This window comes from Sphingobacterium bovisgrunnientis (genome assembly GCF_009829085.1).
Taxonomy (GTDB): Bacteria; Bacteroidota; Bacteroidia; order Sphingobacteriales; family Sphingobacteriaceae; genus Sphingobacterium; species Sphingobacterium bovisgrunnientis.
The window spans coordinates 33,878-60,441 of the sequence record NZ_WUQY01000007.1 but is presented as its reverse complement, the minus strand read 5'-3'; the positions used below and the strand labels follow the sequence as shown (position 1 = coordinate 60,441).

The following is a 26,564-nucleotide window of genomic DNA, read 5'->3' as shown; positions in this document are numbered from 1 at the left end:
TAATATGTCTTCTATTTTTTCAAGATTTGTACTATGGAAGATCTCGAAAGAAATAAAAAGAAATATACTCCGCATCAAGCAAAATTAAAGATGGAAAATTATTGTGCATATCAGGAGCGCGCACAACAAGAAGTTCGTGACAAATTATATGATATGGGGTTGTATGAGAATGATGTAGAAAATATTATTGCAAATTTAATTTCTGAAAATTTCCTAAATGAAGAACGTTTCGCAAGAGCTTATGTGCGCGGTAAATTTCGAATGAAAGATTGGGGAAAAGTTAAAATTATACAACACCTAAAATCAAAGCGAATTACGCCACCATTGATTAAAATCGCACTAAAAGAAATCGATTATGACGAATATATAGAGAAGCTTGATCATCTTATCAAAATGAAAGCAGGTGATGATATCCAAAGATTATCATACACAGATAAAGCTAAATTGGTTCGCTATATTCAATCGAAAGGCTACGAGAGTGATTTAATTTTTCAAAGATTAAAAGATTAGTATTTTTCTTAAATGACAAAAATGTAACAGAATTAATATTTTGTTGAAACTAAGATTTATTTATTTTTACGGAATAATTCACATTATATCAAAAGATTAGACAGCTATACATGCGCATAAGACTTGTTAAGTATATACTTTCAGTTATTCTATTGTCTTGTTTGACTTACAAGACATCTTCTACTTTGCTGCATGCCGTTTCCCACGAAATTGAATTTTTAGAGCATTTTGTTGGAGAAAAGGAAACGAAAGAGGTTGAAAAATTATACGAGATAGAAGTCTTTTTTCAGTCGCACACTGGTTTTTTCTTTAGTTCAAATAGTCGCGAACTGGATTTTTTTGATCCCAAGAAAATGCTTCCTTTCCGACATTTCCATTTGCATTACCCGCCTCCAAATAATATAGCGTAAAAACTATATCTTTTATATATTAATACTAATTTACATTTAAAATCATATAACTATGACTATCAAAACTATCGTCATTATAAGTGCTATTTTGGGTATCGCTAACACAGCAAGTGCTCAACAAATAAACGAGAAAGAATTAAAAGTAAATGTTCAAACTATTTCTAAACCATTTGCTGTTTTAAACAGTTTAGAGCCCGTAACATTTAATTACAATACGGATAAATATAAAACACTCGAATTACCGAAAACAAAACAGTTTGGATTTACTGCAGAAAATGCGTCACCAGAAGTTGTTAAGACGCAATCCAAAATTTATAAAACTGGTAAAAATGCGACTAAAGCAATGAAATATGACGAAGTAAACAACGAAAACTTAATTCCTGTTTTAGTAGCTGCCATCAAAGAACAACAAGCCGAGATTACAGCTCTTCGCAAAGAATTAGAAAATTTGAAAAAAGCAGCTGAATAACGAAAGAATAAGGGGATTTTGATGAGCAAAATCCCCTTTACCATTTATAAACCAATTTGACTAATTGTAGAACTCTTTTTAGAAAGCATATACCAATGCTAATGATACTTGTGAAGCTGATTTTGTTGCTGTAGTGAAATCACTTTTCAAGAAAGGTTTTGAATCATTTGAATCAAATCTGAACTCAGGAATCAAAGACAATCCTCCATGAGTTAATTTTCCTGACAATGTCAATGAGGTTACAGATGCTCCATCAACCGCCCCCACATCTTTAAATTTAAAGTATTCACCTCTCGCCCCTATTTGAACATTCTCTGTAATACTATATTTTGGATACAATGCAACTCCTTGATACCCTCCATCTGTCTTGAATGAATAATCAGCAGCATTAAGACCTAATGAGAATTTTTCTGTAAAATCGTAACTAGCCACTAAATCATAAATAGTACCAGAAGAATATTCATCTTTTCCTCCTGCAGAAGAACCTGTCAAGAAATTAGCATATACACTTAATCCATCCACTGGAGCTAAACTCAATTGAGCACCAAAATGCGAGACACCGTTTAAATCTTTGTATTCATTCCAATCATTAAATAATCCAGCCATTAAAGACACTTTGTCAGAGAACGCAAAAGTACCTTTAATACCTGCATTTTGAAATGGTCCAGCTCCGAATAAATACGAAGTACTATAGTGAAAATTTGCAGCTGGTGAAATTACTTCATATCCAATGAATGTTCCCATAAAACCTGCTGTCATTGAAAATTTTTCTGTGAAAGCATAATCCATATAGAGATTTTGAATATGAAATGTATTGCTTTCATTAGCGCTCTCTCCATCTCCATTTAGAAGTGATTGGTATTGTCCACGAGGACCAAAAGATAATTCGCCTACGAATGAAGCTTTACCAGTTGATTTCTTTAAGCCTAAACTAATCATTCCTATAGAAATAGAATTATGATCGTTAGCAAAATATGTCCCGATATTTTCACCTTTTGCAAAATCATATTTGTAATAAGCATCAGCAGAGCCAGAAATTTCAATTCCACTAGTGTTTTCTTGCGCATAAGTGAATGCACCCATCATAAATAACGACAATAGTAAAGATTTTTTTCTCATAAACTTGTTTTTAATTTGTGTTAATAGGTTAATTAATCATTTTCAATAAAAATAATTCCATATTTAACAAAAATCACTTCAAATATTACATTATTTGCACTTATTATATTATGATTTTTAGTTTTCAATAAAATTATAAGACAAATAATGGAAATATTTAAATACAAAACAAGAATAATTGTGATTTTTAAATAAAAAACTAATTAAAAACTTTAATAATTATTCATTTTATTGATTTAAAACACATAATTACCTTAAATATCAGAACAAAAGAGATTAAAATATACTCAAAAACATTTTAGAAGATAAATTCTAAAAATAATTCTACTCAAAACTCAGATTTACAATTTTTATTATCTGTCCTAAAATTATTATCACTGATTATCAAACAAATGGAGCTTTTAAGCGGAAAAAAGCGCTTTTATTTTGAAAAACATTTTGCAGAAATGGATTATAGCTCTATATTTGCATCATCAAATCGGGACGGACGCGATGTTCATAACAAAATTGAAAGACTTAAAAAGCGAAAGTAGCTCAGTTGGTAGAGCACAACCTTGCCAAGGTTGGGGTCGCGAGTTCGAATCTCGTCTTTCGCTCCCAGAGTTGCCTAGGTGGTGGAACTGGTAGACACGCAGGACTTAAAATCCTGTTCCTGTTAAAGGAGTGCGGGTTCGATTCCCGCCCTAGGTACAAAGGCTTATCATATGATAAGCCTTTTTGCGTTTATAGCTATCCCATAACCACATCTATACAAACTTCCTTTGCAACACTTCGAACAAGTTATATTCAATATGTTACTTTTATTCCGCTAATCCTTGGAACAATTCAGTATCTTTATTCCTATCAACACATCAATCTATAGATTTTATGAGAAAAACATTTTTATTCAGCATACTCTTTGCATTATCGCTAAATGCATTTAGTCAACAAAACCCCGTCTTTCCAGGAAATTATGCAGATCCTGAAGCAATTATTTATAACAATACATATTGGATTTTCCCTACCTACTCTGCTCCTTATGATGAACAAATTAAATTTGACGCATTCTCCTCTAAGGATTTGGTATCTTGGAAAAAACACAGCAACATAATTGATAATATTGAGGTTAAATGGGCAAAACGTGCAATGTGGGCTCCTTCTGTAATAGAAAATAAAGGCAAGTATTATTTTTTTTTCGCAGCAAATGATGTACATCAAGGGCAAATTGGAGGAATTGGTGTGGCTGTATCCGATAAACCAGAAGGACCTTATAAAGATTTATTAGGAAAACCTTTAATAAGCGATATTATAAACGGAGCTCAGCCAATTGATCAATACGTTTTTAAGGATAAAGACGGAACTTTTTACATGTACTATGGAGGTTGGAAACACTGTAATGTGGTTAAGCTAAGTTCTGATTTCACAAAACTGCTACCCTTTGAAGACGGAAGTTATTATAAAGAAGTCACACCGAAGGATTACGTTGAGGGACCAACTATGTTTATTAAAGATGGAAAATACTATTTCATGTGGTCTGAAGGCGGCTGGACAGGTCCAGATTATAAAGTCGCGTACGCTATCGCGGACAACCCTTTAGGGCCTTTTGAAAGAATAAATACTATCCTTGAACAAGATCCTGCCGTCGCTACTGGCGCTGGACACCATTCTATAATTAAGATTCCAAACGAAGAAAAATATTATATCGTGTATCACAGACGACCTCTTGGTAAGACAAGCGCTCACGACCGTGTAACCTGTATTGATGAGATGAAATTCGATAAAGATGGTAAAATTTTGCCCGTTAAGATGACATTTACTGGGGTGAAACATCCTTTAAAATAATTGCAAAAACAAAGCCGTCTAAAATTTATTAATCGAGACGGCTTTGTTTTTATTTGCATTCCGCTTATAATCTTACAATCTCTCCTGATTTTACACTTTCATCACAGGCTAAAGCAATTTTTAAACTATTCAACGCATCATCCATTGATTTGGAAAGATCCCAATCGTTTTTGATTGCATCCCAAAAAAAACGCTGCTCACGATTGCATAATTCTTGGTGATCTGGTTCATCTGCAAGATTAATCCATTCGTCTTCTTTTACAAACTTATTATTTTCATCAATTAAAGCATGATGCACACGAATTGACTCTGTCTTAGTGTGCGCTTCTACAGAATCCGACTGACCATCTTTTGAAGCTGCGTTTGCAACTATAGAAACAGCACCCTTGGGACCGATGACATCTTTTACAAAGAAAGCTGTTTGGCTAACCATAGGCCCCCAGCCTGCCTCATACCATCCTACAGAGCCGTCATCAAAACGAATTTGTAACTGTCCATAATTGTAATTATCCACAGGAATATCATCCGTCAATCGCGCGCCAATAGCAGATACAGATACTGGTTTAGCAATGGTCATCTTACACATGATATCTATATAATGAACACCACAATCCACTATTGGGCTTAAGCTTTTCATTAAGTTACGATGTACATCCCACATATAACCTTGACTCTGTTGATTTAGGTTCATTCGAAATACCAAAGGCGAACCTAACTTTTTCCCCTCTTCTATGAATCGCATCCAAGAAGGATGATGTCTTAGGATATAACCAACTACTAATTTCTTCTTGGCTTTATTGGCTGCATCAATCACACGGTGAGCACCAATAACCGTGTCCGCAAGAGGCTTTTCAATAAACACATGGGCACCATTTTCAAATGCTTTGACTGCATAATCTTCATGTGTATCAGGATATGTAGAAATACACACAGCATCAGGATTTGTCGCTAATAATGCATCTTCGTAATCATCGAAAAGCGCATAATCAACACCCAATTGCTTTTGCAATTCAACTTTACTATTACCGCGAGACACTAAGCCTACAATTTCAAATTCTGAAAAGTCATGGTAAGCTTTGGCATGTGAAGCCCCCATATTTCCACAGCCTACAACTAATATTTTAATTTTATTCATTATACAAATGATTTCATCCCTGGCCTTGCAATTTCAAAAGTATCCTCTGGCATATCCCACGAATAGGCATTTGAATTCGGACTTAAAACCTCTTGTGAGGATAATATTTGTTCTAGTGTTATACGTTTACCGGTGTATGCAGATACTTTCCCCCAAATGGCGAATAAAGTAGAGTTTACCATATGGTCACCATCATTGATTGTTTTTCCACTACGTACAGCTGCGACCAATTCATCATGTTGCGTTTGATACATATTATTCGAAGCACCTGAATATTCGAATGGTTTATCACCGTGAATTTTGTAAGAACTCATAATATTTACATCAACATTCCCTTTGGTTCCTAATACTTCAACAGAATTACGGCTATCAGTTCCACTTTGTTGTCTACCAAAATGTATACCTTTTACCCCATCACCATAATCATACTCTACGGCAAAATGATCGTACCCATTACCTAGCGCATCCCATTTCCATGTTTGTCTACCCCCTGTAGCGAATACGGATTTAGGCAATCTATTTTGCATAATCCAGTTCATATAATCTAAACTATGCACGGTCTGTTCAATAATTAAATCCCCGGCATAACGCTGGAAGTAATACCAATTTTTTAACTGATACTGCATTTCATTATACTGTGCCAATCTCGGTTTAACCGTATTTTCACCCCCACATCTAAAAGTTGTGACCGAACGAACATCCCCAATATCTCCTCCTAAAACACGCTTCATGATTTCGCGATTTGGTACGAGGTAGCGAAAGCAAAAACCAGACACTATATTTAAATTCTGTTCTTTAGCAGCTTTTACACTCTCCATAACTCGCTTTAATCCTGGAATATCAATAGCTACAGGCTTCTCGCAAAAGATATGTTTACCTTTTGAAACTGCATATTCCATGTGGTCGGGTCTAAAGTTTGGCGGACTACACAACAATACGATATCAACATCCGTATCAATCAATTGCTTGTAACTTTCGAAACCCAAAAATTGTCTTTCTTTAGGCACATCAACTCTAGCGTTATCCTTTCTTTGTGCAAGTTTTAAAGCTTGATCCAGCTGCTCAGGAAAGACATCAGCTAAAGCTGTAACAATTACATCTCGGTCTGCAGTCATTGCTTGTACTAGAGCTCCTACTCCTCTTCCTCCACACCCCACTAAGCCGACTTTGATTTTTCGATTCATAGGTATAGAATTAGCCATGGAAGCAAATGGTAAGCTACCAATTACTAGACCACTTGTTTTGATAAAATTTCGTCTAGAGTATTTCATGCTATAAATATGCAACATTTAAAAATTTTTAGAAAGTTGAAAGTCATTAGTTTCCATTTTTATAACAGAAAACATCAAAAATATTACATATTTTCACGCAGCAATGGTATAAACTATGGAAAGCACACAAAATTTAGAACCACTTATTACCAATAACACCGTAATTGTCGGAATTTTAATGGCAATTTTAGGTTTAGTATTTTACACATCAAATATTAACAACAAATTTATTAAAGGATTTTACGATATGATCCCTCCTTTGTTGCTCTGCTACTTTTTACCAGGATTATTAAATTCGTTTAATGTTTTCGATGGTGCTAATTCGCCACTAACAACGATTGGAAGTCGCTATTTTCTTCCAGCCTGCTTGATTTTATTTATACTCAATTTAGATATTAAAGAAATGTGGGCATTGCGCAAACGCGCAGGCTTGATGTTTATAACAGGTACAATTGGTGTTTTATTGGGCGGACCTCTGGCTGTATGGTTGACCGCACTTGTCGCTCCTCAGGTTGTGGGTGGTATAGGCCCCGATGAAGTATGGCGAGGATTGGGGACTTTAGCGGGATCTTGGATCGGAGGCAGCGCGAATCAAGTGGCATTGAAGGAAATTCTTCAACCCTCACCAACACTATTTTCTTCCATTATAGCTGTTGATGTTTTTGTAGCCTACACGTGGATGGCTCTCTTGTTGTATGGCGCTGGCAAAAGCAAAATGATGGACAGATTTTTCAAAGCTGATTCGCAAGATGTGGATGAATTGATGGTAAAACTGGAAAAGAAAGCGCAAGAAAATGCTAAAATGCCACAAACGAAAGACATTATTTTGATGTTGTCTGTTGCTTTTGCAGGCACAGGGCTTGCAACTTTTTTAGCTGAACCTGTTGCTGCGTACATAGCAGAAAATCACCCACAATTGGAAACATTTTCATTGACAAACACCTTCTTTTGGATTGTTTTATTTGCCACAATTATTAGTATAATATTATCCTTTACGCCAGCACGTAAGTTGGAAAACGTTGGTGCTTCCAAAATGGGTACCGCTCTATTATATATGCTAATCGTGACGATTGGTATGCAAATGGACATTTTAGCCATTCTAGACAATCCAGGACTTTTTATAGTAGGTATTTTATGGATTTCCTTCCATGCTTTATTACTTATATTAGTAGCTAAGATTTTTAAAATTCCTTTTTTCTATTTTGCCGTCGGAAGTATGGCTAATGTGGGAGGTGTAGCATCAGCTTCGGTAATGTCAGCTGCATTCCATCCATCATTGATTTCTGTAGGTGTTATTTTATCTGTATTTAGCTATGCTATTGGAACATACGCTGGCTGGCTAACAGCTATACTTATGCAATTGGCTTCTCAAATTTAGAAATATTTAGAATTTAAAATAAGAGCGATAAAGTTTACATCTATCGCTCTTTCTTTTTTCATAAATGCCCGTTTAAATAATAATCGCTATTTTAGAAGACACTTAATCATTATGGGCGAAAATATTTTTTACGAAGGGCAGGTATTATGGTCTCAAATTGACGCAAACCGTCATTTAAGGCATTCTGCATACGCGGATTTTTGTGCGCAAGCTCGAAGCAATATGCTCACAAAGGCAGGATTATCATTAGACGAATTTGCTAAGCAAAAAATTGGTCCTATTTTATTTAGAGAAGAACTAATCTACAAACGTGAAGTGAAACTTGATGAATACATTAAGGTTAGTACCGAATTAAGTAAATATAACACCTCGAATGGTCGATTTTCTTTTGTACACAAAATCCTAAAATCTAACGGAGATATAGCTGCTACAGTGAACGTCGATGGTGCATGGCTCGATTTGGTCGCTAGAAAACTAACCTCACTTCCTGAAAATTGGAAGCCCATACTACAAAACATTCCTAAATCACCTGACTATTTAGAAGTAAATGAATAAAATTTTTCTTGCATCTGCACTTTTGTGTGCATGTTGCTTAATTGCATCTCCATCAAAAGCACAATTGATGCGTGCTAAAGACTTGTACACAAAAGCTGACTCCCTAAGAGGGCAATTGACACCTTTACGAACTTGTTACGATGTACAATATTACCATCTGGATGTCAAGGTTGATCTTGAAAACAAGTTTATATCAGGCTCTAACCTATTTAAATTTAAAGCTGTAAATGATTTTAAAAAATTACAGTTTGACCTTTTTGATAACTTATCTGTTGATAAAATTGAATACAAAGGCAAAAAGTTGAAGTTTACCCGCGAATTTAACGCTGTTTTTGTGACGTTTCCAGAGCACATCAAAAAAGACCAAATAGAATCTTTCAAAGTGTATTATTCGGGCAATCCTATTCAGGCTACAAGAGCACCTTGGGATGGTGGATTTGACTGGAAAAAAGACAGCAACGGAAAACATTTTGTAGCTACTGCAGTGCAAGGACTTGGTGCAAGTGCTTGGTGGCCGAACAAAGATCATCTTTCCGATGAGCCAGATAGTATGTTGATTTCGGTCGCAGTACCCAAAGGTTTGATGAATGTTTCAAACGGTAGGTTGATCAGAACTGAAGTATTAGACAATAATTATACAAAATACCATTGGCGGGTAACAAAGCCTATCAATAACTATAACATATCACTAAATATTGGTGATTATGTACGTATCCATGAAAAGCTGAAAACCGAAGACGGGTTGATGGATGTAGATTATTATGTGCTGAATGAAAATGCAACAGCAGAAAAAATCAACCACTTGAAAAAGAATGTAGCTGAGACATTAGAAGCATTAGAATATTGGTTTGGTCCATATCCATTCTTTGAAGACAGTTACAAAATCGTGGAAACAGCACATCTGGGCATGGAGCACCAATCTGCTATTGCCTATGGTAATAAATATCAAAATGGTTATTTGGGACGTGATGGATCAAACACGGGCTGGGGAAAAAAATGGGATTTCATCGTAGTGCATGAGTCGGGACACGAATGGTTTGGAAATAACATAACAGCTAAAGATTTAGCAGATATGTGGATTCACGAAAGCTTCACCAACTATTCCGAAGCGTTATTCATTGACTATCATTACGGCAAAGAAGCTGGTCAAGCATATGTCTATGGAAATCGCTCGGGGATAAGAAACGACACACCTTTACAAGGTCCTTATCACGTAAATAAAGAAGGTTCGGGGGATATGTATGTCAAAGGCGGCGTACTATGGAATATGGTACGCACAATAATCAGCGACGATGCTAAATGGAGATTTATTCTAAGAAGCTTGAACAGAGATTTCAAGCACAAACAGGTAGATTATAATGATATTTTGAATTATGTTTCTCAACATGCAAATTATGATTTTAGTAAAGTTTTTGAGCAATATATTCAAAACACTACCATTCCTACACTCGAAGTTAAGTTTCAAACAAACGGCGATGTATTTGCAAGATGGAAAACAAATGTAAAAAATTTTAAAATGCCAATTCACTTGGGATTGGATAGACCTACTTCGCGTGTAAATTTAACAGATGAATTTTCTAAAATTGATATTAAAGGATTAACAAAAGATAATTTAAAAATTGATACACATAACTATTATATCAAAGTTCAATTACAATAAAAACGCTTCAAAAGTCGTTAAATACGCATTGAGGAATAGAATATCAATTTCAATATAAAAAAGATAACTAATTGTAGGATTTTATGGCAATCCTACTATCATTATCAGTTTTTTTTAATTAATTTTGTTCAAATTTTACACAAAGAATCAGGACTTTTTAAATGGGTTTATTCAATTGGTTTACGCAAGAAGTTGCGATTGACTTGGGGACGGCAAACACCCTAATTATACATAACGACAAAGTAGTAGTGGATGAACCTTCAATAGTGGCATTTGACCGCACTACCAATAAAGTAATTGCTATTGGTAGACAAGCGATGCAAATGGAGGGTAAAACACATGACAATATAAAAACAGTTAGACCTTTACGCGATGGTGTTATTGCAGATTTTACTGCTGCTGAAGCACTTATACGCGGCATGGTTAAGCTAGTTAACAATGGTAAATCTTGGTTCTTCCCTTCTTTACGAATGGTAGTATGTATTCCTTCAGGAATTACAGAAGTAGAAAAACGTGCTGTGCGTGACTCTGCTGAAATTGCTGGAGCGAAAGAAGTATATCTTATCCATGAACCAATGGCTGCTGCTGTGGGTATTGGTATCGATGTAGAGGAGCCTGTAGGAAATATGATTATTGATATCGGTGGCGGTACTACTGAAATCGCAGTAATTGCATTATCAGGAATCGTATGTGACCAATCTATTCGCGTAGCTGGTGACAATTTTGACTCAGATATCGTACAATATATTCGCCGTCAACACAATATTATGATCGGTGATCGTACGGCTGAAAAAATCAAAATCGAAGTTGGTGCTGCTCTTCCAGAGCTTTCAGATCCACCAGCGGATTTTGCAGTTCAAGGTCGTGATTTGATGACGGGTATCCCAAAACAAATCACAGTTTCATATACAGAAATTGCGCACTGTTTGGACAAATCGATTTCGAAAATCGAAGAAGCAATTTTAAAAGCTTTAGAAATTACTCCTCCAGAATTGTCAGCTGACATTTATCAAACTGGTATTTATTTGACTGGTGGTGGAGCTTTATTAAGAGGTTTAGACAAACGTATCCAAGCAAAAACGAAATTGCCTGTCCATGTCGCTGAAGATCCTCTTCGCGCGGTTGTTCGTGGTACCGGTATTGCATTGAAAAACATTGGAAGATTCAAATTCTTAATGCAATAATCATTTCGATATAAGATATTTAAGCGCGATATAGATAAGTAAAACTTCTTCTATATCGCGTATTTGTTAATAGTAAATTAAACTTTTAGTCAACAACAATACATGAAAAATCTGTGGCTTTTCTTGGTCCGATATAATGCCTTTTTTTGGTTTATACTATTTTTCGTGTCAGCTTTAGCTTTGGTTGTTAACAATAACAATTACCAGCGTTCCTCTTTCATCAACTCCTCAAATTTAATTGTTGGATCTTTTTTTACAAAATTCAATTCTTGGAAAGAATATATGCATTTGGCAGAATCTAATAAAGATCTTTTGGATGAAAATGCACTTCTTAGACATCAACTGCAAGAATTAAGAAGTAGAGATACCCTTTTTGAAGCTTTGAATACCGACTCACTTGACAATCCTAGTCGTTATGAATTCATAGTTGCTTCTGTTGTAAATAATAGTGTACACCAGAAAAACAATTATATTACTATTAACAAAGGATCACGTGATGGAATTCAAAAAGATATGGGCGTTATCTCATCTACTGGCGTGGTAGGCACGGTTTTGAATGTCTCACCTAATTTTAGTACAATTAAATCGTTGCTGCACAAAACTGAGAAAATTTCAGTTTCGATAGACTCTACGTCGTCAGCATTTGGTTCATTGGTGTGGGGTGACAATACCGAATCAAGATTTGCTATGGTTAGAGATATTCCTAATCATGTAAAATTATATGTTGGACAGCCAATTTATACATCTGGTTTTTCATCGAAATTTCCTAAAGGCATAAAGGTGGGTTATATTGTGCAAACAGATATTGTATCTGGAGGATCATTCAAGGATGTACGAATATTACTGACAACTAAATTTGAAAAACTGACACATGTATATATTGTCAAAGACAAATTGGCTAAAGAAAAGGTAGAATTAGAAACATTAAGCGAGCAAAACGATGGCTAAAATTGTACTTTTCAATATTATTCGATTTTTAGTGTTGATCCTTATTCAGGTTGCAGTATTAAAGAATATAGGCTATTACAATCTAGCAGTAGCATTCCCTTATATTTTAATCGTTCTGCTACTACCCATCGGAATTCCGAATATTCTGCTTTACGTATTGGCATTTTTGACGGGATTAAGCATTGATGCATTTTACGATAGTATAGGAATTCATGCAGCAACCTGTGTTGCACTTGCTTTTTTCAGGATATTCTTTCACAAAATTACCATAGAATTAGACGAACAAGAATCCTTTAATACACCGTCGTGGGGAAACATGGGCTTTAAATGGTATTTAACTTATATTTCGCTTTCTATTCTCATTCATCACGTAATATTGTTTTTTGTGGAAGCCTTTTCATTCCATAACTTTATACAGACAGTGCTAAGTATTGCATTTAGCTCTATATTCACATTAGTCCTTATTTTTGTAATAAGTCTATTGACTTATCATAAAAAATCACGTGTAATAAATTAAACTTCGATGAATCATGAATAGTTTTTTTGAGAGAAAATATGTTATTCAGGGAATCATCCTCATTATAGCAATTACGTTAGTAGCACGATTATTTTATTTGCAAATAATCGATGATTCCTATTTATTATCAGCCAATAACAATGTCTTACGTAAAGTAATAGAATACCCAGCTCGAGGAGTTATTTTGGATCGTAATGGTGAAATTTTAGTTCAAAATGAACCTGTCTATGACCTTATGGTTACACCTAGGGAGGCAAAAAATATTGATACGGCATTGCTTTGCCAACTGATTGGAATTGATAAAGAGGGATTTGATAAACGTATGAAAAAGGCGCGTGATCATTCGCCATATCGAGCTTCTCTTTTCGAAAAATTAATTCCCAAGGAAACTTTTGCTATACTCCAAGAACATATGGACAAGTTTCATGGATTTTACACAGTGGATCGAAATATACGTACTTATCCAGATAGTGTAGCAGCACAGTTTTTAGGTTACATTCAAGAAGTAAACGATAAAGATATAGAGCGTTCAAATGGATTTTACCGATCGGGGGATTATATTGGTGCATCGGGTGTCGAACGTTCTTATGAGGAATTGTTACGAGGCACGCGTGGTGTAAAAAACCAAATGGTGGATGCTTTGAATCGTCCGCAAGGTGCATTCATGGACGGGAAATACGATACATTAGCTATTTCGGGAGAAGGATTAATCTCTTCATTGGATAAAGAAGTACAACTTCTTGCTGAAAAATTGATGCGGAATAAATTGGGATCAGTTGTTGCCATTGAGCCTTCGACAGGTGAGATTTTAACTTACGTAAGTAGCCCAAGCTACAATCCAAATCTTATGGTAGGTCGTGAAAGAGGCAACAATTACATGAAAATGCTTCATGATCCTTATAAGCCTATGTTCAATCGCCCCATACAGGCTTCCTACCCTCCTGGATCAATTTTCAAAGTAGTAGCCGCACTTACTGCACAACAGGCAGGACTTATTACGCCCCAAACAATTTTTAATTGCCCAGGAGGATATCGCTATGGTCGAAATGCGATTATGCGATGTACACACGTTGACGGTCCCACTGATCTAGTCAGATCTATCCAAAAGTCTTGTAATACATACTATGGTTATGTATATGCGCATATGTTGGACAAACGTGGGATGCCAACATATCAGGCATATGATTTATGGCGCGATGGATTATTACAATTTGGCCTTGGACAACCATTAGGCATTGATTTACCAGGTGAAAAAGGTGGTAACGTATATTCCGCAGAATATTATACGAAGAATTTCGGTAGCAATAAATGGACTTCGAGTTACAATATATCACAATCGATTGGTCAGGGGCAATTAGGTATTACTCCGTTGCAAATGGCGAATGTCACGGCGATTGTTGCCAATCGAGGATATTATTATAGACCTCATCTTATAAAAGGCATAGGTGAAAAAAAGATTATTAAAAAAGAATTTACGGAGAAGATTTGGGCTGGTGTAGATTCGAAGCACTTTGAACCAGTAATCGAAGGAATGAGTCGAGCGGTTTCCTCGGGTACAGCTGCTGCTTCAAAAATTCCGGGAATAGAGATGTGTGGTAAAACAGGAACTGTACAGAATCCACACGGTGAAAATCATGCTGTTTATTTTGCTTTTGCACCAAGAGATAATCCGAAAATTGCGATAGCTGTATTCGTTGAAAATGCTGGTTATGGCGGTACTTGGGCGGCTCCAATTGCAAGTATGATTATTGAAAAATATATTCGCGATACCATTAGCTTGCCAAAACATATTCAAGATCGTGTAATGAATGCCGTTATTTTACCTAAAGTAAAAACTAAAGAAGTAAAACCACAGGTTAAGCAAAAACAAGACAGCACAAATAACACTAAAGGTTCAACTGGAACAACTAAACAAGCTGCTAATCACAAGACAAATAGCGGCAATATATTGGTTCATCACAGCCAAGTGAGAAGAAACTATGAACAACGATAAGAAAGGATTTTTGGGTAGAATTGATTGGATAACCATTTTAATATGGTTGGTCTTGTGTCTTATTGGCTGGTTCAATATACATGCTGCAGTTTATGACCCCGAAAACCCGGGATTATTTAGCATGGCTACGAATTATGGGAAGCAATCGATCTATATTTTCACAGCTTTAATCATTGGATTTAGTATACTAATAATCGACCAAAGATTCTTTATTTCAGCCACACCTTTTATTTATATCGTAGTTGTGCTGTTATTAGTTGCTGTATTGGTCGTTGGTCGAAATGTTGGAGGAAATCAGGCTTGGATTCCAATAGGAAGCTTTCGTTTACAACCTTCCGAATTTGGAAAATTAGCAACCTGTCTACTTCTAGCATACTTTTTAAATACCCAGACTAACAAAAACCCTACATTAAAAGGCTTAGTAGTTGGTGCTTGTATTGTACTATTTCCGGTTTTTTTGGTTATGCTACAACCAGATACAGGCTCTGCGTTGGCATTCTTTTCGTTAATTTTCGTTTTCTATAGAGAAGGCTATGTGAGTACCAAACTACTTATTTTTGGTGGATTAGCTATTTTACTCTTCATTATGGCATTGTTGATCAATCAATGGATACTCATTGGAATTATAGCTGCCGTGTGTGTAATATTTATATTTCTTCTTGGCAAAAAACGAAAGTATTTGATTGATATAGGTGTTATTTTCGCTGTTGCAAGTATATATGTACTTAGTGTGGATTTTGCCTATGAAAATGTATTGCAATCTCATCAGCGAAATCGTATTGATATTATTTTAGGTAAAATGGATGACCCAAAAGGTCAAGGTTATAACCTAAATCAATCTAAGATTGCTATTGGCTCTGGTAAAATATTTGGAAAAGGCTATCTTCAGGGTACACAAACCAAGTACAATTTTGTCCCAGAACAAAGTACAGATTTTATTTTTTGTACGGTAGGTGAAGAATGGGGATTCGTAGGTTCAGTGACTGTAATAGCAATTTACATCTTCTTACTCATGCGAATCATTCATATCGCCGAACGGCAACGAACTACATTTGCTCGGGTATATGCCTACGGAGTCGCTTCTATCCTATTTTTCCACTTCTTTATTAATATTGGGATGACAATTGGGATTGTACCAGTAATTGGGATTCCATTGCCTTTTATTAGCTACGGTGGGTCATCTTTGTGGAGCTTTACGATATTATTGTTTATTCTTTTAAAATTTGATTCGACAAGAAAAGGACTTTCACCGAATTAAATTACTATAAAGTTCGCAAGTAATTAAATTTAGTCCCTTCGACTTTTTCCATTTTGGTCACAAATGAATTTACTTGCATTTTGCGCATTTCAACTGTCATGGTGCACGCATTATCAAATTGTTGGTCTAATACAGTGATATTTTCATCCTTGACGATGCGCATTACATCATTCATAACCAAATATTCAAAATCTATTTGATAAACATCATTTACAGTCTTCTCAACAATTACTGCATTTGCCAAAGCTTCTTGTGCAGCAGTTTTGTAGGCATTAATTAGGCCAGGTACGCCCAATAATGTTCCCCCGAAATAACGAACTACGACTACGAGAATATTTGTAACGTCTTTGGATAATAAGACATTTAGTATTGGTCTACCTGCAGTTCCTGATGGTTCACCATCATCATTGAGACGAAAAACCGTCCGATCTGGAGACAAGCGATACGCCCAACAATGGTGTCTAGCCTTTGGATGCAAAGATTTTAGTTCAGCAATAATTTCTTTGAGCTTATTTTCATCCTTAAAAGGATAAGCATAAGCTATAAATTTACTTCCCTTGTCACGGAAAATTCCTTCCGCAGTTTCCTCAATTGTAAAATACGTATCTTCAAATAAACTCACAGGTATGCAATTAATAAAATAGAAATTACAGCCAATACCAAACCTATTTTGTTGGTAAAGCTCAACTTTTCATTAAACATAAAAACTCCCACTAAACTTCCCAAAACGATAACACCTACATTCATAGCTGTAAAAACTATGGATGGATTCTCCGAAATTGCTCGGTGTGCCTTCATGTAATAATAAATATTTGCAAAGTTAAACAAACCCAAAATCAATCCCCAAACAATTGCCGATTTATCCAACGAATCCTTTTTCCAACCAACTTTATATGCTAAGATCAGCGCAGCAAACAGCATAGCTCCAATAAAAACAACAAACATCGATGTGGTATATGGGATTTCCTTGTATTGCGCTATTTGTTTGAATAATATATCTATAAATCCCATACCCACGAAAACTATTATTGGATATATGGAGTTAGTTGATGTATTGGTGTATGATTTCTTTGTCCAGCCGACTGAACAGCCTACCGCGACCAAACCTATCACAATACCTATAATTTTATTAAGATGTATTACCTCCTTAAAAAGAACAAAGGATGCAATTAATGGAACAAACAAAGACATGCGTTGAGCTACATCTGTCTTCACAATACCACTGTATTTTACAGCCAGTGCGATAAAAATAAACAAGGTGGGTAAAAGTATGCTTAATGGAATATAGAATTGATAAGGTAATTTTGTCCAATTCAAACCGGCCAACGATGGATCAAACAGGAAATAAGTCAGTAATACCGTTGTAGGATAATTCCATAGTACCAACTGTTGTACATCGACTTGCCTTTGCCTAGCTATCTTTATAAGTACACCAACGATTACACTACAACAGACACTTATCAAAACATATATCATATAACAACTTTTTTTTACGATTACAATTATATCAAATAAAATTGAATTAGACATATCGTAAAAATCAGCTATATAATCGACAAATTATCATTCAATTTACGATATTTTTCAACCAAAAAATGATTAAAAATTAATCAAAAAATAAGCCTATTTTTTATATAATAATTAGACAAATAAAATTCATTAAAAAAATCTATAAACTCATTTAAAATCACAATTAAGGCACATTTTTAAATTAAATGAATGAATTTATACATTATTTTCAATAAAAATATAGTGATTTTTATGTTTAAAAAAACGTCAATTTTTACCCTAATAAATGATATGAAAAAACATTTTTTAATAAAATATTTTGCATTTATAAATTATTAGTCTACCTTTGGAATATCAAAACGAGAACATGAAAAACTTTAACACATATTATTTTAACTTCTTTTATTTTAGCAATAAGAGCTGGGACAACTAATTGTGTAATTGTTAAAACATAACTACTAAGTCCCGGTTTGAAAACTGGGACTTTTTTTTGTGAACATAAAAACAACATGAGTATAAAAATTGCAATTCAAGGTGTTAAAGCATCATTCCACGAAGAAGCTGCTTACAAATATTTCGGTCAAGATATCGAAACAATTGAGTGTGGTTCTTTCAAACAAACCTGCGAAATGCTTAAACAAGGTAAAGCAGATTATGTGGTAATGGCAATCGAAAATTCCATTGCAGGAAGTATCCTACCGAATTACAATCTGTTGAGAGATTACAGATTCCACATTATCGGTGAAGTACATCTGAATATTCAACAAAATCTTTTGGCTTTGCCAGGCGTGAAGTTGAGTGACATTCAAACTGTGGAGTCCCACCCTATTGCAATCCGTCAATGCGATGAGTTTTTGGGAGAACACCCAGAATGGACAATTAAAGAAGGAATGGATACTGCGGGCTGTGCTAAGAAAATTGCAGAAGATAAATTGACTTCAACAGCAGCTATCGCAAGTGAATATGCAGCTAAAATCTATGGTCTTAATATTTTAGAAAAGAGAATTGAGACACATAAAAAAAATGCAACGCGTTTTCTTATTCTAGCAAACGAAGTAGTAGAACAGAAAAATGCGAATAAAGCTTCTTTATCATTTCAAACAGGTAATGCAGTTGGTTCATTAGCTGCTGTATTACAATGTTTCGCAGAACAAAATGTAAATCTGAGCAAAATCCAATCGATGCCAGTAGTCGGTCGTCGCAATGAATATGATTTCTATGTCGATGTAGAATGGAAAAAACAATCAGACTTCGATGCAGCCATTCGCAAAGTACTGAAGCATACGGTGAATTTTAGTATCATGGGCGAATACATTAAAAACGAAAAAGTATAACACAAACATATCAGCGTAACTAATCAAATTGTAAATAAAAAAATTGAAATAAAAATGAAACATTCATTAGAAATCCAACCATTAAATTCTTGGATAAATACAGACGGTAAACCATTAATTATATCAGGTCCATGTAGTGCAGAGACTGAAGAGCAATTATTATCTACAGCACACTTACTAGCAAATACAGGTAAAGTTCATGTATTACGTGCAGGTATTTGGAAACCACGTACACGTCCAGGAGAATTTGAAGGTATCGGAAGTATTGGATTAGAATGGTTGAAACGTGCAAAAGAAGAAACTGGTCTATTAACTGCGACTGAGGTTGCAACAGCTCAACACGTAAAAGAAGCGCTAGATTCTGGCGTTGATATCTTATGGATTGGTGCGCGTTCGACAGCAAACCCATTCACTGTTCAAGAAATTGCTGATGCGATCAAAGCATACGGTAAAGATGTTCCAGTTATTGTTAAAAACCCTGTCAACCCAGATTTGTCGCTATGGATTGGTGCATTAGAGCGTGTTAATGGTGCTGGAATCAAGAAAATTGCTGCTATCCACCGCGGTTTCTCATCATACGAAAAAACTGCTTTCCGTAATGAACCAATGTGGGATTTAGCGATTCAATTGAAAACAATCGCTCCAGAATTACCTATTATCAATGATCCTAGCCACATCTGTGGTAACCGTGAATTGATTCCTTACGTTGCGCAAAAAGCAATGGATATGGATATGCAAGGTTTCATCATCGAATCACACATCGATCCTTCAGTAGCTTGGACAGATGCAAAACAACAAGTTACGCCTGCTGCTTTAGCAGAATTGTTAGATAATCTATCATACCGTCAACCTGAATCTGCAGACCCTGCTTTCTCTGATAAATTAGCAGAATTACGTTCACAAATTGACAAATTGGATGACCAAATCTTAAAGTTAATTGGTGATCGTATGAAAGTAGCGGAGAAAATCGGCGAATACAAACGTGATAACAATGTTACTATTTTACAAGTTTCTCGTTGGGATGAAATTATTCAAAAACGTGTTCAATTAGCTAAAGCATTAAATTTGGGTGAAGATTTCTCAGTGAAATACTTAGAGTTATTGCACAATGAGTCAATCCGCAAGCAAAATGAGATTATGAACGTTAATACAGCTACGGAGGCATAATGAGTCAAACAAGCATTAAGCTATCTCATTCAACAAAAAAATTAAGTGGCACGGTACAACTTACTGGCTCTAAGTCAGAGAGCAACCGTGCTCTTATTATACAAGCATTAAGTAAAGGCAAAGTTTCTATTGAAAATCTTTCGGAAGCTGATGATACTGTATTATTGACAAGAGCCATAAAAGATGCAAACGCAGAAGGCGAAGGTCAAAAAACAATTGACATAGGTCCAGCTGGAACTGCGATGCGTTTTATGACGTCCTATTTGAATCTGATTCCGGGTGATTTTATACTGACTGGTTCAGAACGTATGCAACAACGTCCGATTGGTATTTTAGTGGATGCATTGAAGACTATTGGTGCGGATGTGCATTATGTCAAGAAAACAGGCTATCCTCCTTTACATATTGAAGGCAAATTATTTCAAGGCAAAGATAAAGTAAGCATCAAAGGCGATGTAAGTAGTCAATACATCTCTTCGCTCCTATTGATAGCGTCATCTTTGAAAAAAGGTTTGACTATTGAAATTGAAGGGGAATTGACATCGCGTCCTTATGTAACAATGACCTTAAATATGCTTGCTGAAGCGGGTATTCAACACACTTGGGAAGGCAATAATATTCAAATTCTTCCACAAGAGGCGAAAGAAGCAACGATTTACGTAGAACCAGACTGGAGCGCAGCTTCATACTGGTATGCTATGGTTGCCTTGGCTGAAGAAGCTGAAGTCAGACTTCCAGGATTGAAGAAAAACAGTCTGCAAGGTGATATCGCGATCTCTGAAATCATGGAACATTTTGGCGTGAAAACGACTTTCGAAGAAAAAGGAATTTTGCTCCAGAAAACAGCTTTACAATCGGATAAAACGTTATTTGATTTGAAAGAATGTCCTGATTTAGCGCAAACTGTAGTTGTTGTTGCCGCTGTTTTGAAACGCAATGTATCTTTTACAGGTTTAGAAACCTTGAAAATTAAAGAAACAGACCGTATCGCTGCATTGCAAAATGAAATCGGAAAATTTGGAGCTACATTTACAGAAGATAATGAAGTTTATCATTTGAATACCGATAATGTACAAGAGCCTGAAGCAATTTCGATAGCGACGTACGAAGACCATAGAATGGCAATGGCATTTGCACCTTTGGCTTTAGTTTTCAAAGAAATCCAAATAGAAGAACCACACGTGGTTGAAAAATCATATCCAATGTATTGGGATCATTTAACAGCACAAGGTTTTTCCATAGCAGATTAAAATAACGCTGATTGTCATTTTGAACGAGCTTCAAAATAATGAGAAATCTATCAGAAAGGATAACTGTTAATTGCATAGATTTCTTCTAACGTCGGAATGACAGGATGTAAAATTATTAGTCGGCAAATAGTATATTTACGCTACTAAAATCAAATTATGGCAGGAAATTCATTCGGCGATTTATTTAGAATAACCACATTTGGTGAGTCCCATGGCAAAGCAATTGGCGTTATTGTAGATGGTTGCCCCTCAAATATTGAAATTGACGAAGCATTTATTCAATCTGAATTGGATAAACGCAAGCCTGGTCAATCAAAAATCACAACACAACGCAAAGAAAGCGATACCGCGCAAATTTTATCAGGAGTTTTCGAAGGAAAATCTACAGGTACACCAATTTCGATTGTGATTCCCAACGAAGACCAACGTTCTAAAGATTACTCTCATATCTCAGATAAATTCCGTCCTTCGCATGCCGATTACACATATCAAATGAAATATGGAATTCGTGATTACAGAGGTGGAGGTCGTTCTTCAGCACGAGAAACAGCAGCTCGTGTAGCGGCAGGTGCTATCGCCAAGTTATTTTTAAAACAACAGGGTATTGAGATTTTTGCGCATGTCTCTGGAGTAGGTCAAATTGAAGCACCAAATGTGGATTCTTCGGATTTGAACGCTTTGTTAGAAACACGTGAATCGAATATCGCTCGTTGTGCTGATCCCGCAACTGCCAATGAAATGATTGATTTCATTGATAATATCCGCAAAAATGGCGATACTGTTGGTGGACGTATTTCTACTATTATTAGAGGTGTGCCTGCAGGATTGGGCGAACCTGTATTTGACAGATTACATGCGGAATTAGGCAAAGCTATGTTGAGCATTAATGCCGTTCATGGATTTGAATACGGTTCTGGATTTGAAGGTTCGAGAATGCAAGGTTCTGAACACAATGATATTTTCATTACTGAAAACGACAAGGTAGTGACCAAAACTAACTTCTCAGGAGGTATACAGGGAGGTATTTCTAATGGTATGGATATCACATTCAAAGTAGCTTTCAAAGCTGTAGCAACTATTATGCGTGATCAAAATACCTTGAACCAAGCAGGCGAAGAAACAACCATTTCGGGCAAAGGAAGACACGACCCATGTGTAGTTCCTCGTGCGGTAATAATTGTTGAAGCAATGGCAGCTTTAGTTATTGCAGACCAATTGTTGAAGCAAAGAGCTTATACAAATATTTAAAATAGTTTCCGTATTTTCACGGAAACTATTTAACCTTTTATTACCTATGAAATCTTTATTCATCACCTTTCTTAGCTTTATGCTATTTTTCGTTGTGCAAGCTCAAGAGCAATATGCCACAACGAAAGATGGAAAGAAAGTATTACTTCGATCCAATGGCACTTGGGAATACGTGAATAGTAAATCAATTTCGAGTAATCCCTCTTCTTCCAATAATAAAATTCAAACTTTTAGAAGTAATTCAACGAATAATTCAGGCAGAACCTATATACGTGGTCCTCGAGGAGGCTGCTATTATATAAATAGAAACGGTGGTAAAACCTACGTGGATCGCAGCCTATGTAATTAAAATTTAACTTATTAAAAATTTTATATTCAAAATTTAATAAGAAAACATATCTTTGGATCATAACTAAGTTAATCTAATTGCAATTATGTCAGAAGCCCCTTCTTTTATTTTAGCGTGTGACATTGGTGGAACTCATATTACTTCTGCTATTGTTAATACCCAAAATTGGGAAATTTTATCATATACACTAACTCGCGCGCATATTAATTCGTCTTCAAATGCTAAATCGATTTTTCAAGGATGGGCTGGTAATATAAAATCTTCTCTAGATAAATTTGATGGAATAATTAAGCATATTGGAATAGCGATGCCTGGACCTTTTGATTATGAGGGTGGTATTTCCTTAATGAAAAATCAGGACAAGTATGATGCTATTTACAAACTTAATACGACTGAAGGCATTTTGACTGAATTGCAACTTCAAAATTTGGAAATTAAATACATCAATGATGCAGCGGCGTTTTTACAAGGCGAAATATATGCGCAGCATCTTTCATCGGAGAATAAAGTTTTAGGAATTACATTAGGCACTGGTTTGGGATCAGCTGTATGGTCAAAAGGAAAAACAGCATTTGATGCGGATCTTTGGAAAGAAAAATACAAAGAATCCATATTCGAAGAATATCTAGTGACACGCTGGTTTACACGACGTTTTAAAGAATTAACAGGAAATCAAGAGAAAGGTCTAAAAGAGATTATAGAAAATCATAAAGATACAATCGCATTTGAGCAATTAATACAAGAATATAGAATTCACTTAAAAGATTTTTTAGCCTATTTTAGTGAAATCCACTCATGCAATCACTTCATTTTTGGAGGAAATATAACCAAAGCTTGGGATTACATTGCTACAAATGATGAGTTCTCCGCATTTAAAATTACAAAAGCACAATATGCTGAAAAAGCAGCATTAATCGGTGCTGCTTCTATATTTTCAAATCCAAATACGTAGTCTTCTAGGCTAAGTACTTAGGAAACTGTTGTGGATTTACATCATTCATAATTTCATACACCGTTTCAATAATATCATCAACAGACGGTTTAGTGAAATAGTCTCCATCCGATCCGTAAGGTGGACGATGCGCTTTAGCCGATAAAGTTCTCGGTTTGCTATCCAAATGGTAATACCCATTTTGAGCTTCTAGAATTTGTTGTAAAATAAATGCGGAGGCACCACCAGGCATATCCTCATCTACAACCAAAATTCTATTTGTTTTGCGCAATGAAGCCAAACATACTTGCGTACGATCAAATGGTTGTAGACATTGTACATCCACTATTTCAATCGAAATACCAATTTTATCCAATTCCATTGCCGCCTCTTGTACCAGACGTAATGTAGAACCATAAGAAACTACCGTAATATCTGCTCCGTCACGAATAACCTCTGCAACACCGATAGGAACCGTAAATTCCCCAACATTTGATGGCATTTTTTCTTTCAAACGGTAACCGTTTAAACATTCAACTACTACTGCGGGATCATCTCCGCGTAATAGCGTATTATACATACCCGCAGCTTGCGTCATATTACGTGGCACACAAATATGCAAGCCGCGCAAAGCTCCCAATAAAACAGTCATCGGAGAACCAGAATGCCAAATTCCTTCCAAACGATGTCCACGTGTGCGAATAATGACCGGCGCTTTTTGTTGACCTTTTGTTCTGTAGCTCAAAGATGCTAAATCATCGCTCAAAACAGGTAATGCGTAAATTAGATAGTCTAAATATTGAATTTCCGCAATTGGACGAAGACCTCTTACAGCCAAACCAATTCCTTTTCCAATGATAGCTGATTCACGTATTCCAGTGTCGAAGATGCGTAAATCGCCAAATTTATCTTGTAAGCCTGCAAATCCTTGATTAACATCACCAATTTTTCCGACATCCTCACCGAATGCAACTAGGCGATCGTCATTTTTGAAATTAGCTTCAAAACAGGCGTTGAGCACCTCTCTCCCATCCAAAATAGGAGAATCTGCAGAATATGAAGGTTCTATAATTTCTACTTCAAGTGGAGAAAACGAATTTTCTACATGCAATTTGCTGTTGTAGCGGTCTTCGTTTAATTTTAGTTTTTCCTGATACCAAGTATATAAGGCTGCTTTCTCAGTAGAATCCTCAAAACGCAGATCTCGCAAAACCTGCCGAACTGTTGAATAAATTTCTTTTAAAGAAGGCTCTGTAGTACTTTTTAAAATATTCAATGGAAGCTCAACGATCTCATTATCAAGCTCAGAAAGATAATGAATAGCTTCGTCCAACTCAGTTTGTATTACTTTTCGATAATCTGTCCATGCACGCTTTTGTTCTTTACGAACATAATCTTTAGCCAATGACTCAATCTGCTTCAACTCATCATCCAAAGCAATTCCTGCATCTATTATCCATTTACGCAGTTTGACATTACAATCAAATTCTTGTTCCCATTGCAATCTCTCTTGGGATTTATAGCGTTCATGCGAACCTGAAGAGCTGTGTCCTTGTGGTTGAGTCATTTCAGTGACATGCACCAAACAGGGAATATGTTTTTCTCGCGCTACTTTAGCTGCTCTTTCATAGGTTTCACACAATCCGGCATAATCCCAACCCTTTACTTTAAAAATTTCGAAACCAAAATGACTATTATCACGTTGAAAACCTCGTAAGACTTCTGAAATATCAGCTTTGGTCGTTTGAATATCATTTGGTACAGAAATACCATAACCATCATCCCAAATCGAAATGACAGCTGGAATTTGTTTCACACCAGCTGCATTAACAGTTTCCCAAAAAACCCCTTCGGAAGTCGATGCATTACCTACCGTACAGAACACGACCTCATTACCACTATGTGAAAAATATCGTAAGTAATCTAATGCTTTATTATTTCTATATAATTTAGAAGCTAATCCCAATCCAAGTGTACGTGACATTTGCCCACCAGTAGTTGAAATATCCGAAAATGAATTTTTTTGTTTGGTCTGGTCTTTCCAACTTCCATTATCTTCTGTTAGATTCGTTGAAAAATGGGCAACCATCTGTCTTCCTGCCGAAGATATATCTGCTTTTATATCAGGATTGGCATACAACTGAGAGAAAAAATGATATGGCGTACTAATTCCAGATACAAAAGCCAATGTCTGATCTCTGTAATAACCAGACCGCCAGTCTCCTTCTTTGAAAACTTTTGCCAAAGCAATCTGTGCTACTTCTTTGCCATCACCAAAAATCCCAAACTTAGCTTTGCCTGTAAGAACTTCTTTTCTACCTAGTAAACTTACATACCGACTTTGAACTGCAGCTTCATAGTCTTTCAATATGATCTCACGAAAATCATCATAACTTAACTTTGAAGCAGCGATATCCATTGGTGTATTCAGTTTCGTATCTATCATTAACTTATATTCTTGTTCAACAAAAGTAGCAAAATAACTCTTTACAATATAGCCAATAATTTAATATTACATCTAAAATATAGATAAGAATTATGTACTTTT

General features: G+C 35.7%; 24 protein-coding genes and 2 tRNA genes. 20 read left to right on the top strand and 6 right to left on the bottom strand.

The genetic code is table 11. The features are described 5' to 3' along the window. Positions 1 to 33: 33 nt before the first annotated feature. From GOQ16_RS05405 to GOQ16_RS05395, 3 genes are all read left to right on the top strand, one after another. Positions 34 to 510, top strand: coding sequence for a regulatory protein RecX (locus GOQ16_RS05405; RefSeq protein WP_160068365.1), 477 nt, complete (start codon positions 34 to 36; stop codon positions 508 to 510). A gap of 110 nt (positions 511 to 620) precedes the next feature. Beyond that, the gene (locus GOQ16_RS05400; RefSeq protein ID WP_160068364.1) at positions 621 to 920 is read left to right on the top strand and encodes a hypothetical protein; all 300 of its coding nucleotides are present in this window, start codon (positions 621 to 623) and stop codon (positions 918 to 920) included. A 52-nt stretch (positions 921 to 972) separates the two neighbouring features. After that, the gene (locus tag GOQ16_RS05395; RefSeq protein WP_160068363.1) at positions 973 to 1,389 is read left to right on the top strand and encodes a tail fiber domain-containing protein; all 417 of its coding nucleotides are present in this window, start codon (positions 973 to 975) and stop codon (positions 1,387 to 1,389) included. Positions 1,390 to 1,467: 78 nt separating this feature from the next. Here GOQ16_RS05395 and GOQ16_RS05390 read toward each other — a convergent pair whose 3' ends face one another. Beyond that, positions 1,468 to 2,508, bottom strand: coding sequence for an outer membrane beta-barrel protein (locus GOQ16_RS05390; protein ID WP_160068362.1), 1,041 nt, complete (start codon positions 2,506 to 2,508; stop codon positions 1,468 to 1,470). 523 nt (positions 2,509 to 3,031) lie between these two features. Between GOQ16_RS05390 and GOQ16_RS05385 the strand changes: the two genes are divergently transcribed. The 3 genes from GOQ16_RS05385 to GOQ16_RS05375 all read left to right on the top strand — a co-directional run bounded on the left by GOQ16_RS05385 (position 3,032) and on the right by GOQ16_RS05375 (position 4,329). Next, positions 3,032 to 3,104, top strand: a tRNA-Gly gene (locus tag GOQ16_RS05385). A gap of 9 nt (positions 3,105 to 3,113) precedes the next feature. Further along, positions 3,114 to 3,198, top strand: a tRNA-Leu gene (locus GOQ16_RS05380). 177 nt (positions 3,199 to 3,375) lie between these two features. Continuing rightward, the gene (locus GOQ16_RS05375; RefSeq protein WP_160068361.1) at positions 3,376 to 4,329 is read left to right on the top strand and encodes a glycoside hydrolase family 43 protein; all 954 of its coding nucleotides are present in this window, start codon (positions 3,376 to 3,378) and stop codon (positions 4,327 to 4,329) included. Between the two features lie 64 nt (positions 4,330 to 4,393). Here the strand turns inward: GOQ16_RS05375 and GOQ16_RS05370 are convergent, their stop codons facing one another. Then, positions 4,394 to 5,464, bottom strand: a complete 1,071-nt coding sequence (locus GOQ16_RS05370; protein ID WP_160068360.1) for a Gfo/Idh/MocA family protein — start codon at positions 5,462 to 5,464, stop codon at positions 4,394 to 4,396. After that, positions 5,464 to 6,735, bottom strand: coding sequence for a Gfo/Idh/MocA family protein (locus GOQ16_RS05365; RefSeq protein WP_160068359.1), 1,272 nt, complete (start codon positions 6,733 to 6,735; stop codon positions 5,464 to 5,466). Before GOQ16_RS05365 ends, GOQ16_RS05370 begins: the two co-directional genes overlap by 1 nt. A 115-nt stretch (positions 6,736 to 6,850) precedes the next feature. On the opposite strand from GOQ16_RS05365, the gene GOQ16_RS05360 reads away from it, so the two are divergent. The 8 genes from GOQ16_RS05360 to rodA all read left to right on the top strand — a co-directional run bounded on the left by GOQ16_RS05360 (position 6,851) and on the right by rodA (position 16,228). Beyond that, entirely contained in the window at positions 6,851 to 8,113 is a 1,263-nt protein-coding gene (locus GOQ16_RS05360; RefSeq protein WP_160068358.1) for a DUF819 family protein, read from the top strand. A 111-nt stretch (positions 8,114 to 8,224) separates the two neighbouring features. After that, complete coding sequence (locus tag GOQ16_RS05355) at positions 8,225 to 8,668, top strand: acyl-CoA thioesterase (protein WP_160068357.1); 444 nt, start codon at positions 8,225 to 8,227, stop codon at positions 8,666 to 8,668. Then, on the top strand, positions 8,661 to 10,328 hold the full coding sequence (locus tag GOQ16_RS05350) for a M1 family metallopeptidase (RefSeq protein ID WP_160068356.1): 1,668 nt from the start codon (positions 8,661 to 8,663) through the stop codon (positions 10,326 to 10,328). The genes GOQ16_RS05355 and GOQ16_RS05350 overlap by 8 nt, the downstream gene beginning before the upstream one ends. 161 nt (positions 10,329 to 10,489) lie before the next feature. Continuing rightward, positions 10,490 to 11,512: a rod shape-determining protein gene (locus GOQ16_RS05345; RefSeq protein ID WP_149912555.1), complete on the top strand. Its 1,023-nt coding sequence runs from the start codon at positions 10,490 to 10,492 to the stop codon at positions 11,510 to 11,512. A gap of 102 nt (positions 11,513 to 11,614) precedes the next feature. After that, positions 11,615 to 12,460: a rod shape-determining protein MreC gene (gene mreC, locus GOQ16_RS05340; protein ID WP_149912556.1), complete on the top strand. Its 846-nt coding sequence runs from the start codon at positions 11,615 to 11,617 to the stop codon at positions 12,458 to 12,460. Beyond that, entirely contained in the window at positions 12,453 to 12,977 is a 525-nt protein-coding gene (locus GOQ16_RS05335; protein WP_160068355.1) for a rod shape-determining protein MreD, read from the top strand. The genes mreC and GOQ16_RS05335 overlap by 8 nt, the downstream gene beginning before the upstream one ends. A 13-nt stretch (positions 12,978 to 12,990) precedes the next feature. Then, positions 12,991 to 14,970 (top strand): penicillin-binding protein 2, encoded by a 1,980-nt coding sequence (mrdA, locus tag GOQ16_RS05330; protein ID WP_160068354.1) that lies wholly within the window; start codon positions 12,991 to 12,993, stop codon positions 14,968 to 14,970. Continuing rightward, positions 14,957 to 16,228, top strand: coding sequence for a rod shape-determining protein RodA (rodA, locus tag GOQ16_RS05325; RefSeq protein ID WP_160068353.1), 1,272 nt, complete (start codon positions 14,957 to 14,959; stop codon positions 16,226 to 16,228). Before mrdA ends, rodA begins: the two co-directional genes overlap by 14 nt. A gap of 4 nt (positions 16,229 to 16,232) precedes the next feature. Here the strand turns inward: rodA and GOQ16_RS05320 are convergent, their stop codons facing one another. Then, positions 16,233 to 16,850, bottom strand: a complete 618-nt coding sequence (locus GOQ16_RS05320; protein WP_160068352.1) for an IMPACT family protein — start codon at positions 16,848 to 16,850, stop codon at positions 16,233 to 16,235. Beyond that, positions 16,847 to 17,704 (bottom strand): DMT family transporter, encoded by an 858-nt coding sequence (locus GOQ16_RS05315; RefSeq protein WP_160068351.1) that lies wholly within the window; start codon positions 17,702 to 17,704, stop codon positions 16,847 to 16,849. The genes GOQ16_RS05320 and GOQ16_RS05315 overlap by 4 nt, the downstream gene beginning before the upstream one ends. A 542-nt stretch (positions 17,705 to 18,246) precedes the next feature. Between GOQ16_RS05315 and GOQ16_RS05310 the strand changes: the two genes are divergently transcribed. From GOQ16_RS05310 to GOQ16_RS05285, 6 genes are all read left to right on the top strand, one after another. Then, complete coding sequence (locus GOQ16_RS05310; protein WP_149912562.1) at positions 18,247 to 19,071, top strand: prephenate dehydratase; 825 nt, start codon at positions 18,247 to 18,249, stop codon at positions 19,069 to 19,071. Positions 19,072 to 19,125: 54 nt separating this feature from the next. After that, the gene (locus GOQ16_RS05305; RefSeq protein ID WP_149912563.1) at positions 19,126 to 20,238 is read left to right on the top strand and encodes a chorismate mutase; all 1,113 of its coding nucleotides are present in this window, start codon (positions 19,126 to 19,128) and stop codon (positions 20,236 to 20,238) included. Continuing rightward, positions 20,238 to 21,488 (top strand): 3-phosphoshikimate 1-carboxyvinyltransferase, encoded by a 1,251-nt coding sequence (gene aroA, locus GOQ16_RS05300; RefSeq protein WP_160068350.1) that lies wholly within the window; start codon positions 20,238 to 20,240, stop codon positions 21,486 to 21,488. Before GOQ16_RS05305 ends, aroA begins: the two co-directional genes overlap by 1 nt. A 156-nt stretch (positions 21,489 to 21,644) precedes the next feature. Next, positions 21,645 to 22,736, top strand: coding sequence for a chorismate synthase (gene aroC / locus GOQ16_RS05295; protein WP_149912565.1), 1,092 nt, complete (start codon positions 21,645 to 21,647; stop codon positions 22,734 to 22,736). A 46-nt stretch (positions 22,737 to 22,782) separates the two neighbouring features. After that, positions 22,783 to 23,085: a hypothetical protein gene (locus tag GOQ16_RS05290; RefSeq protein ID WP_160068349.1), complete on the top strand. Its 303-nt coding sequence runs from the start codon at positions 22,783 to 22,785 to the stop codon at positions 23,083 to 23,085. Between the two features lie 85 nt (positions 23,086 to 23,170). Then, positions 23,171 to 24,037, top strand: a complete 867-nt coding sequence (locus tag GOQ16_RS05285) for an ROK family protein (protein ID WP_160068348.1) — start codon at positions 23,171 to 23,173, stop codon at positions 24,035 to 24,037. A gap of 4 nt (positions 24,038 to 24,041) precedes the next feature. Here the strand turns inward: GOQ16_RS05285 and GOQ16_RS05280 are convergent, their stop codons facing one another. Then, positions 24,042 to 26,462, bottom strand: a complete 2,421-nt coding sequence (locus GOQ16_RS05280; RefSeq protein WP_160068347.1) for an alpha-ketoacid dehydrogenase subunit alpha/beta — start codon at positions 26,460 to 26,462, stop codon at positions 24,042 to 24,044. Positions 26,463 to 26,564 lie beyond the last annotated feature (102 nt).

Bases quoted from the DNA above. Each gene is read 5' to 3' on its own strand.
- GOQ16_RS05405 (WP_160068365.1), top strand. From the start codon at position 34: ATGGAAGATCTCGAAAGAAATAAAAAGAAATATACTCCGCATCAAGCA.
- GOQ16_RS05310 (WP_149912562.1), top strand. From the start codon at position 18,247: ATGAGTATAAAAATTGCAATTCAAGGTGTTAAAGCATCATTCCACGAA.
- GOQ16_RS05355 (WP_160068357.1), top strand. From the start codon at position 8,225: ATGGGCGAAAATATTTTTTACGAAGGGCAGGTATTATGGTCTCAAATT.
- GOQ16_RS05335 (WP_160068355.1), top strand. From the start codon at position 12,453: ATGGCTAAAATTGTACTTTTCAATATTATTCGATTTTTAGTGTTGATC.
- GOQ16_RS05370 (WP_160068360.1), bottom strand. From the start codon at position 5,464: ATGAATAAAATTAAAATATTAGTTGTAGGCTGTGGAAATATGGGGGCT.
- GOQ16_RS05395 (WP_160068363.1), top strand. From the start codon at position 973: ATGACTATCAAAACTATCGTCATTATAAGTGCTATTTTGGGTATCGCT.
- GOQ16_RS05375 (WP_160068361.1), top strand. From the start codon at position 3,376: ATGAGAAAAACATTTTTATTCAGCATACTCTTTGCATTATCGCTAAAT.
- mreC (WP_149912556.1), top strand. From the start codon at position 11,615: ATGAAAAATCTGTGGCTTTTCTTGGTCCGATATAATGCCTTTTTTTGG.
- GOQ16_RS05360 (WP_160068358.1), top strand. From the start codon at position 6,851: ATGGAAAGCACACAAAATTTAGAACCACTTATTACCAATAACACCGTA.
- GOQ16_RS05345 (WP_149912555.1), top strand. From the start codon at position 10,490: ATGGGTTTATTCAATTGGTTTACGCAAGAAGTTGCGATTGACTTGGGG.
- GOQ16_RS05285 (WP_160068348.1), top strand. From the start codon at position 23,171: ATGTCAGAAGCCCCTTCTTTTATTTTAGCGTGTGACATTGGTGGAACT.
- GOQ16_RS05305 (WP_149912563.1), top strand. From the start codon at position 19,126: ATGAAACATTCATTAGAAATCCAACCATTAAATTCTTGGATAAATACA.
- GOQ16_RS05365 (WP_160068359.1), bottom strand. From the start codon at position 6,735: ATGAAATACTCTAGACGAAATTTTATCAAAACAAGTGGTCTAGTAATT.
- GOQ16_RS05280 (WP_160068347.1), bottom strand. From the start codon at position 26,462: ATGATAGATACGAAACTGAATACACCAATGGATATCGCTGCTTCAAAG.
- GOQ16_RS05390 (WP_160068362.1), bottom strand. From the start codon at position 2,508: ATGAGAAAAAAATCTTTACTATTGTCGTTATTTATGATGGGTGCATTC.
- aroC (WP_149912565.1), top strand. From the start codon at position 21,645: ATGGCAGGAAATTCATTCGGCGATTTATTTAGAATAACCACATTTGGT.
- rodA (WP_160068353.1), top strand. From the start codon at position 14,957: ATGAACAACGATAAGAAAGGATTTTTGGGTAGAATTGATTGGATAACC.
- mrdA (WP_160068354.1), top strand. From the start codon at position 12,991: ATGAATAGTTTTTTTGAGAGAAAATATGTTATTCAGGGAATCATCCTC.
- aroA (WP_160068350.1), top strand. From the start codon at position 20,238: ATGAGTCAAACAAGCATTAAGCTATCTCATTCAACAAAAAAATTAAGT.
- GOQ16_RS05290 (WP_160068349.1), top strand. From the start codon at position 22,783: ATGAAATCTTTATTCATCACCTTTCTTAGCTTTATGCTATTTTTCGTT.
- GOQ16_RS05315 (WP_160068351.1), bottom strand. From the start codon at position 17,704: ATGATATATGTTTTGATAAGTGTCTGTTGTAGTGTAATCGTTGGTGTA.
- GOQ16_RS05350 (WP_160068356.1), top strand. From the start codon at position 8,661: ATGAATAAAATTTTTCTTGCATCTGCACTTTTGTGTGCATGTTGCTTA.
- GOQ16_RS05400 (WP_160068364.1), top strand. From the start codon at position 621: ATGCGCATAAGACTTGTTAAGTATATACTTTCAGTTATTCTATTGTCT.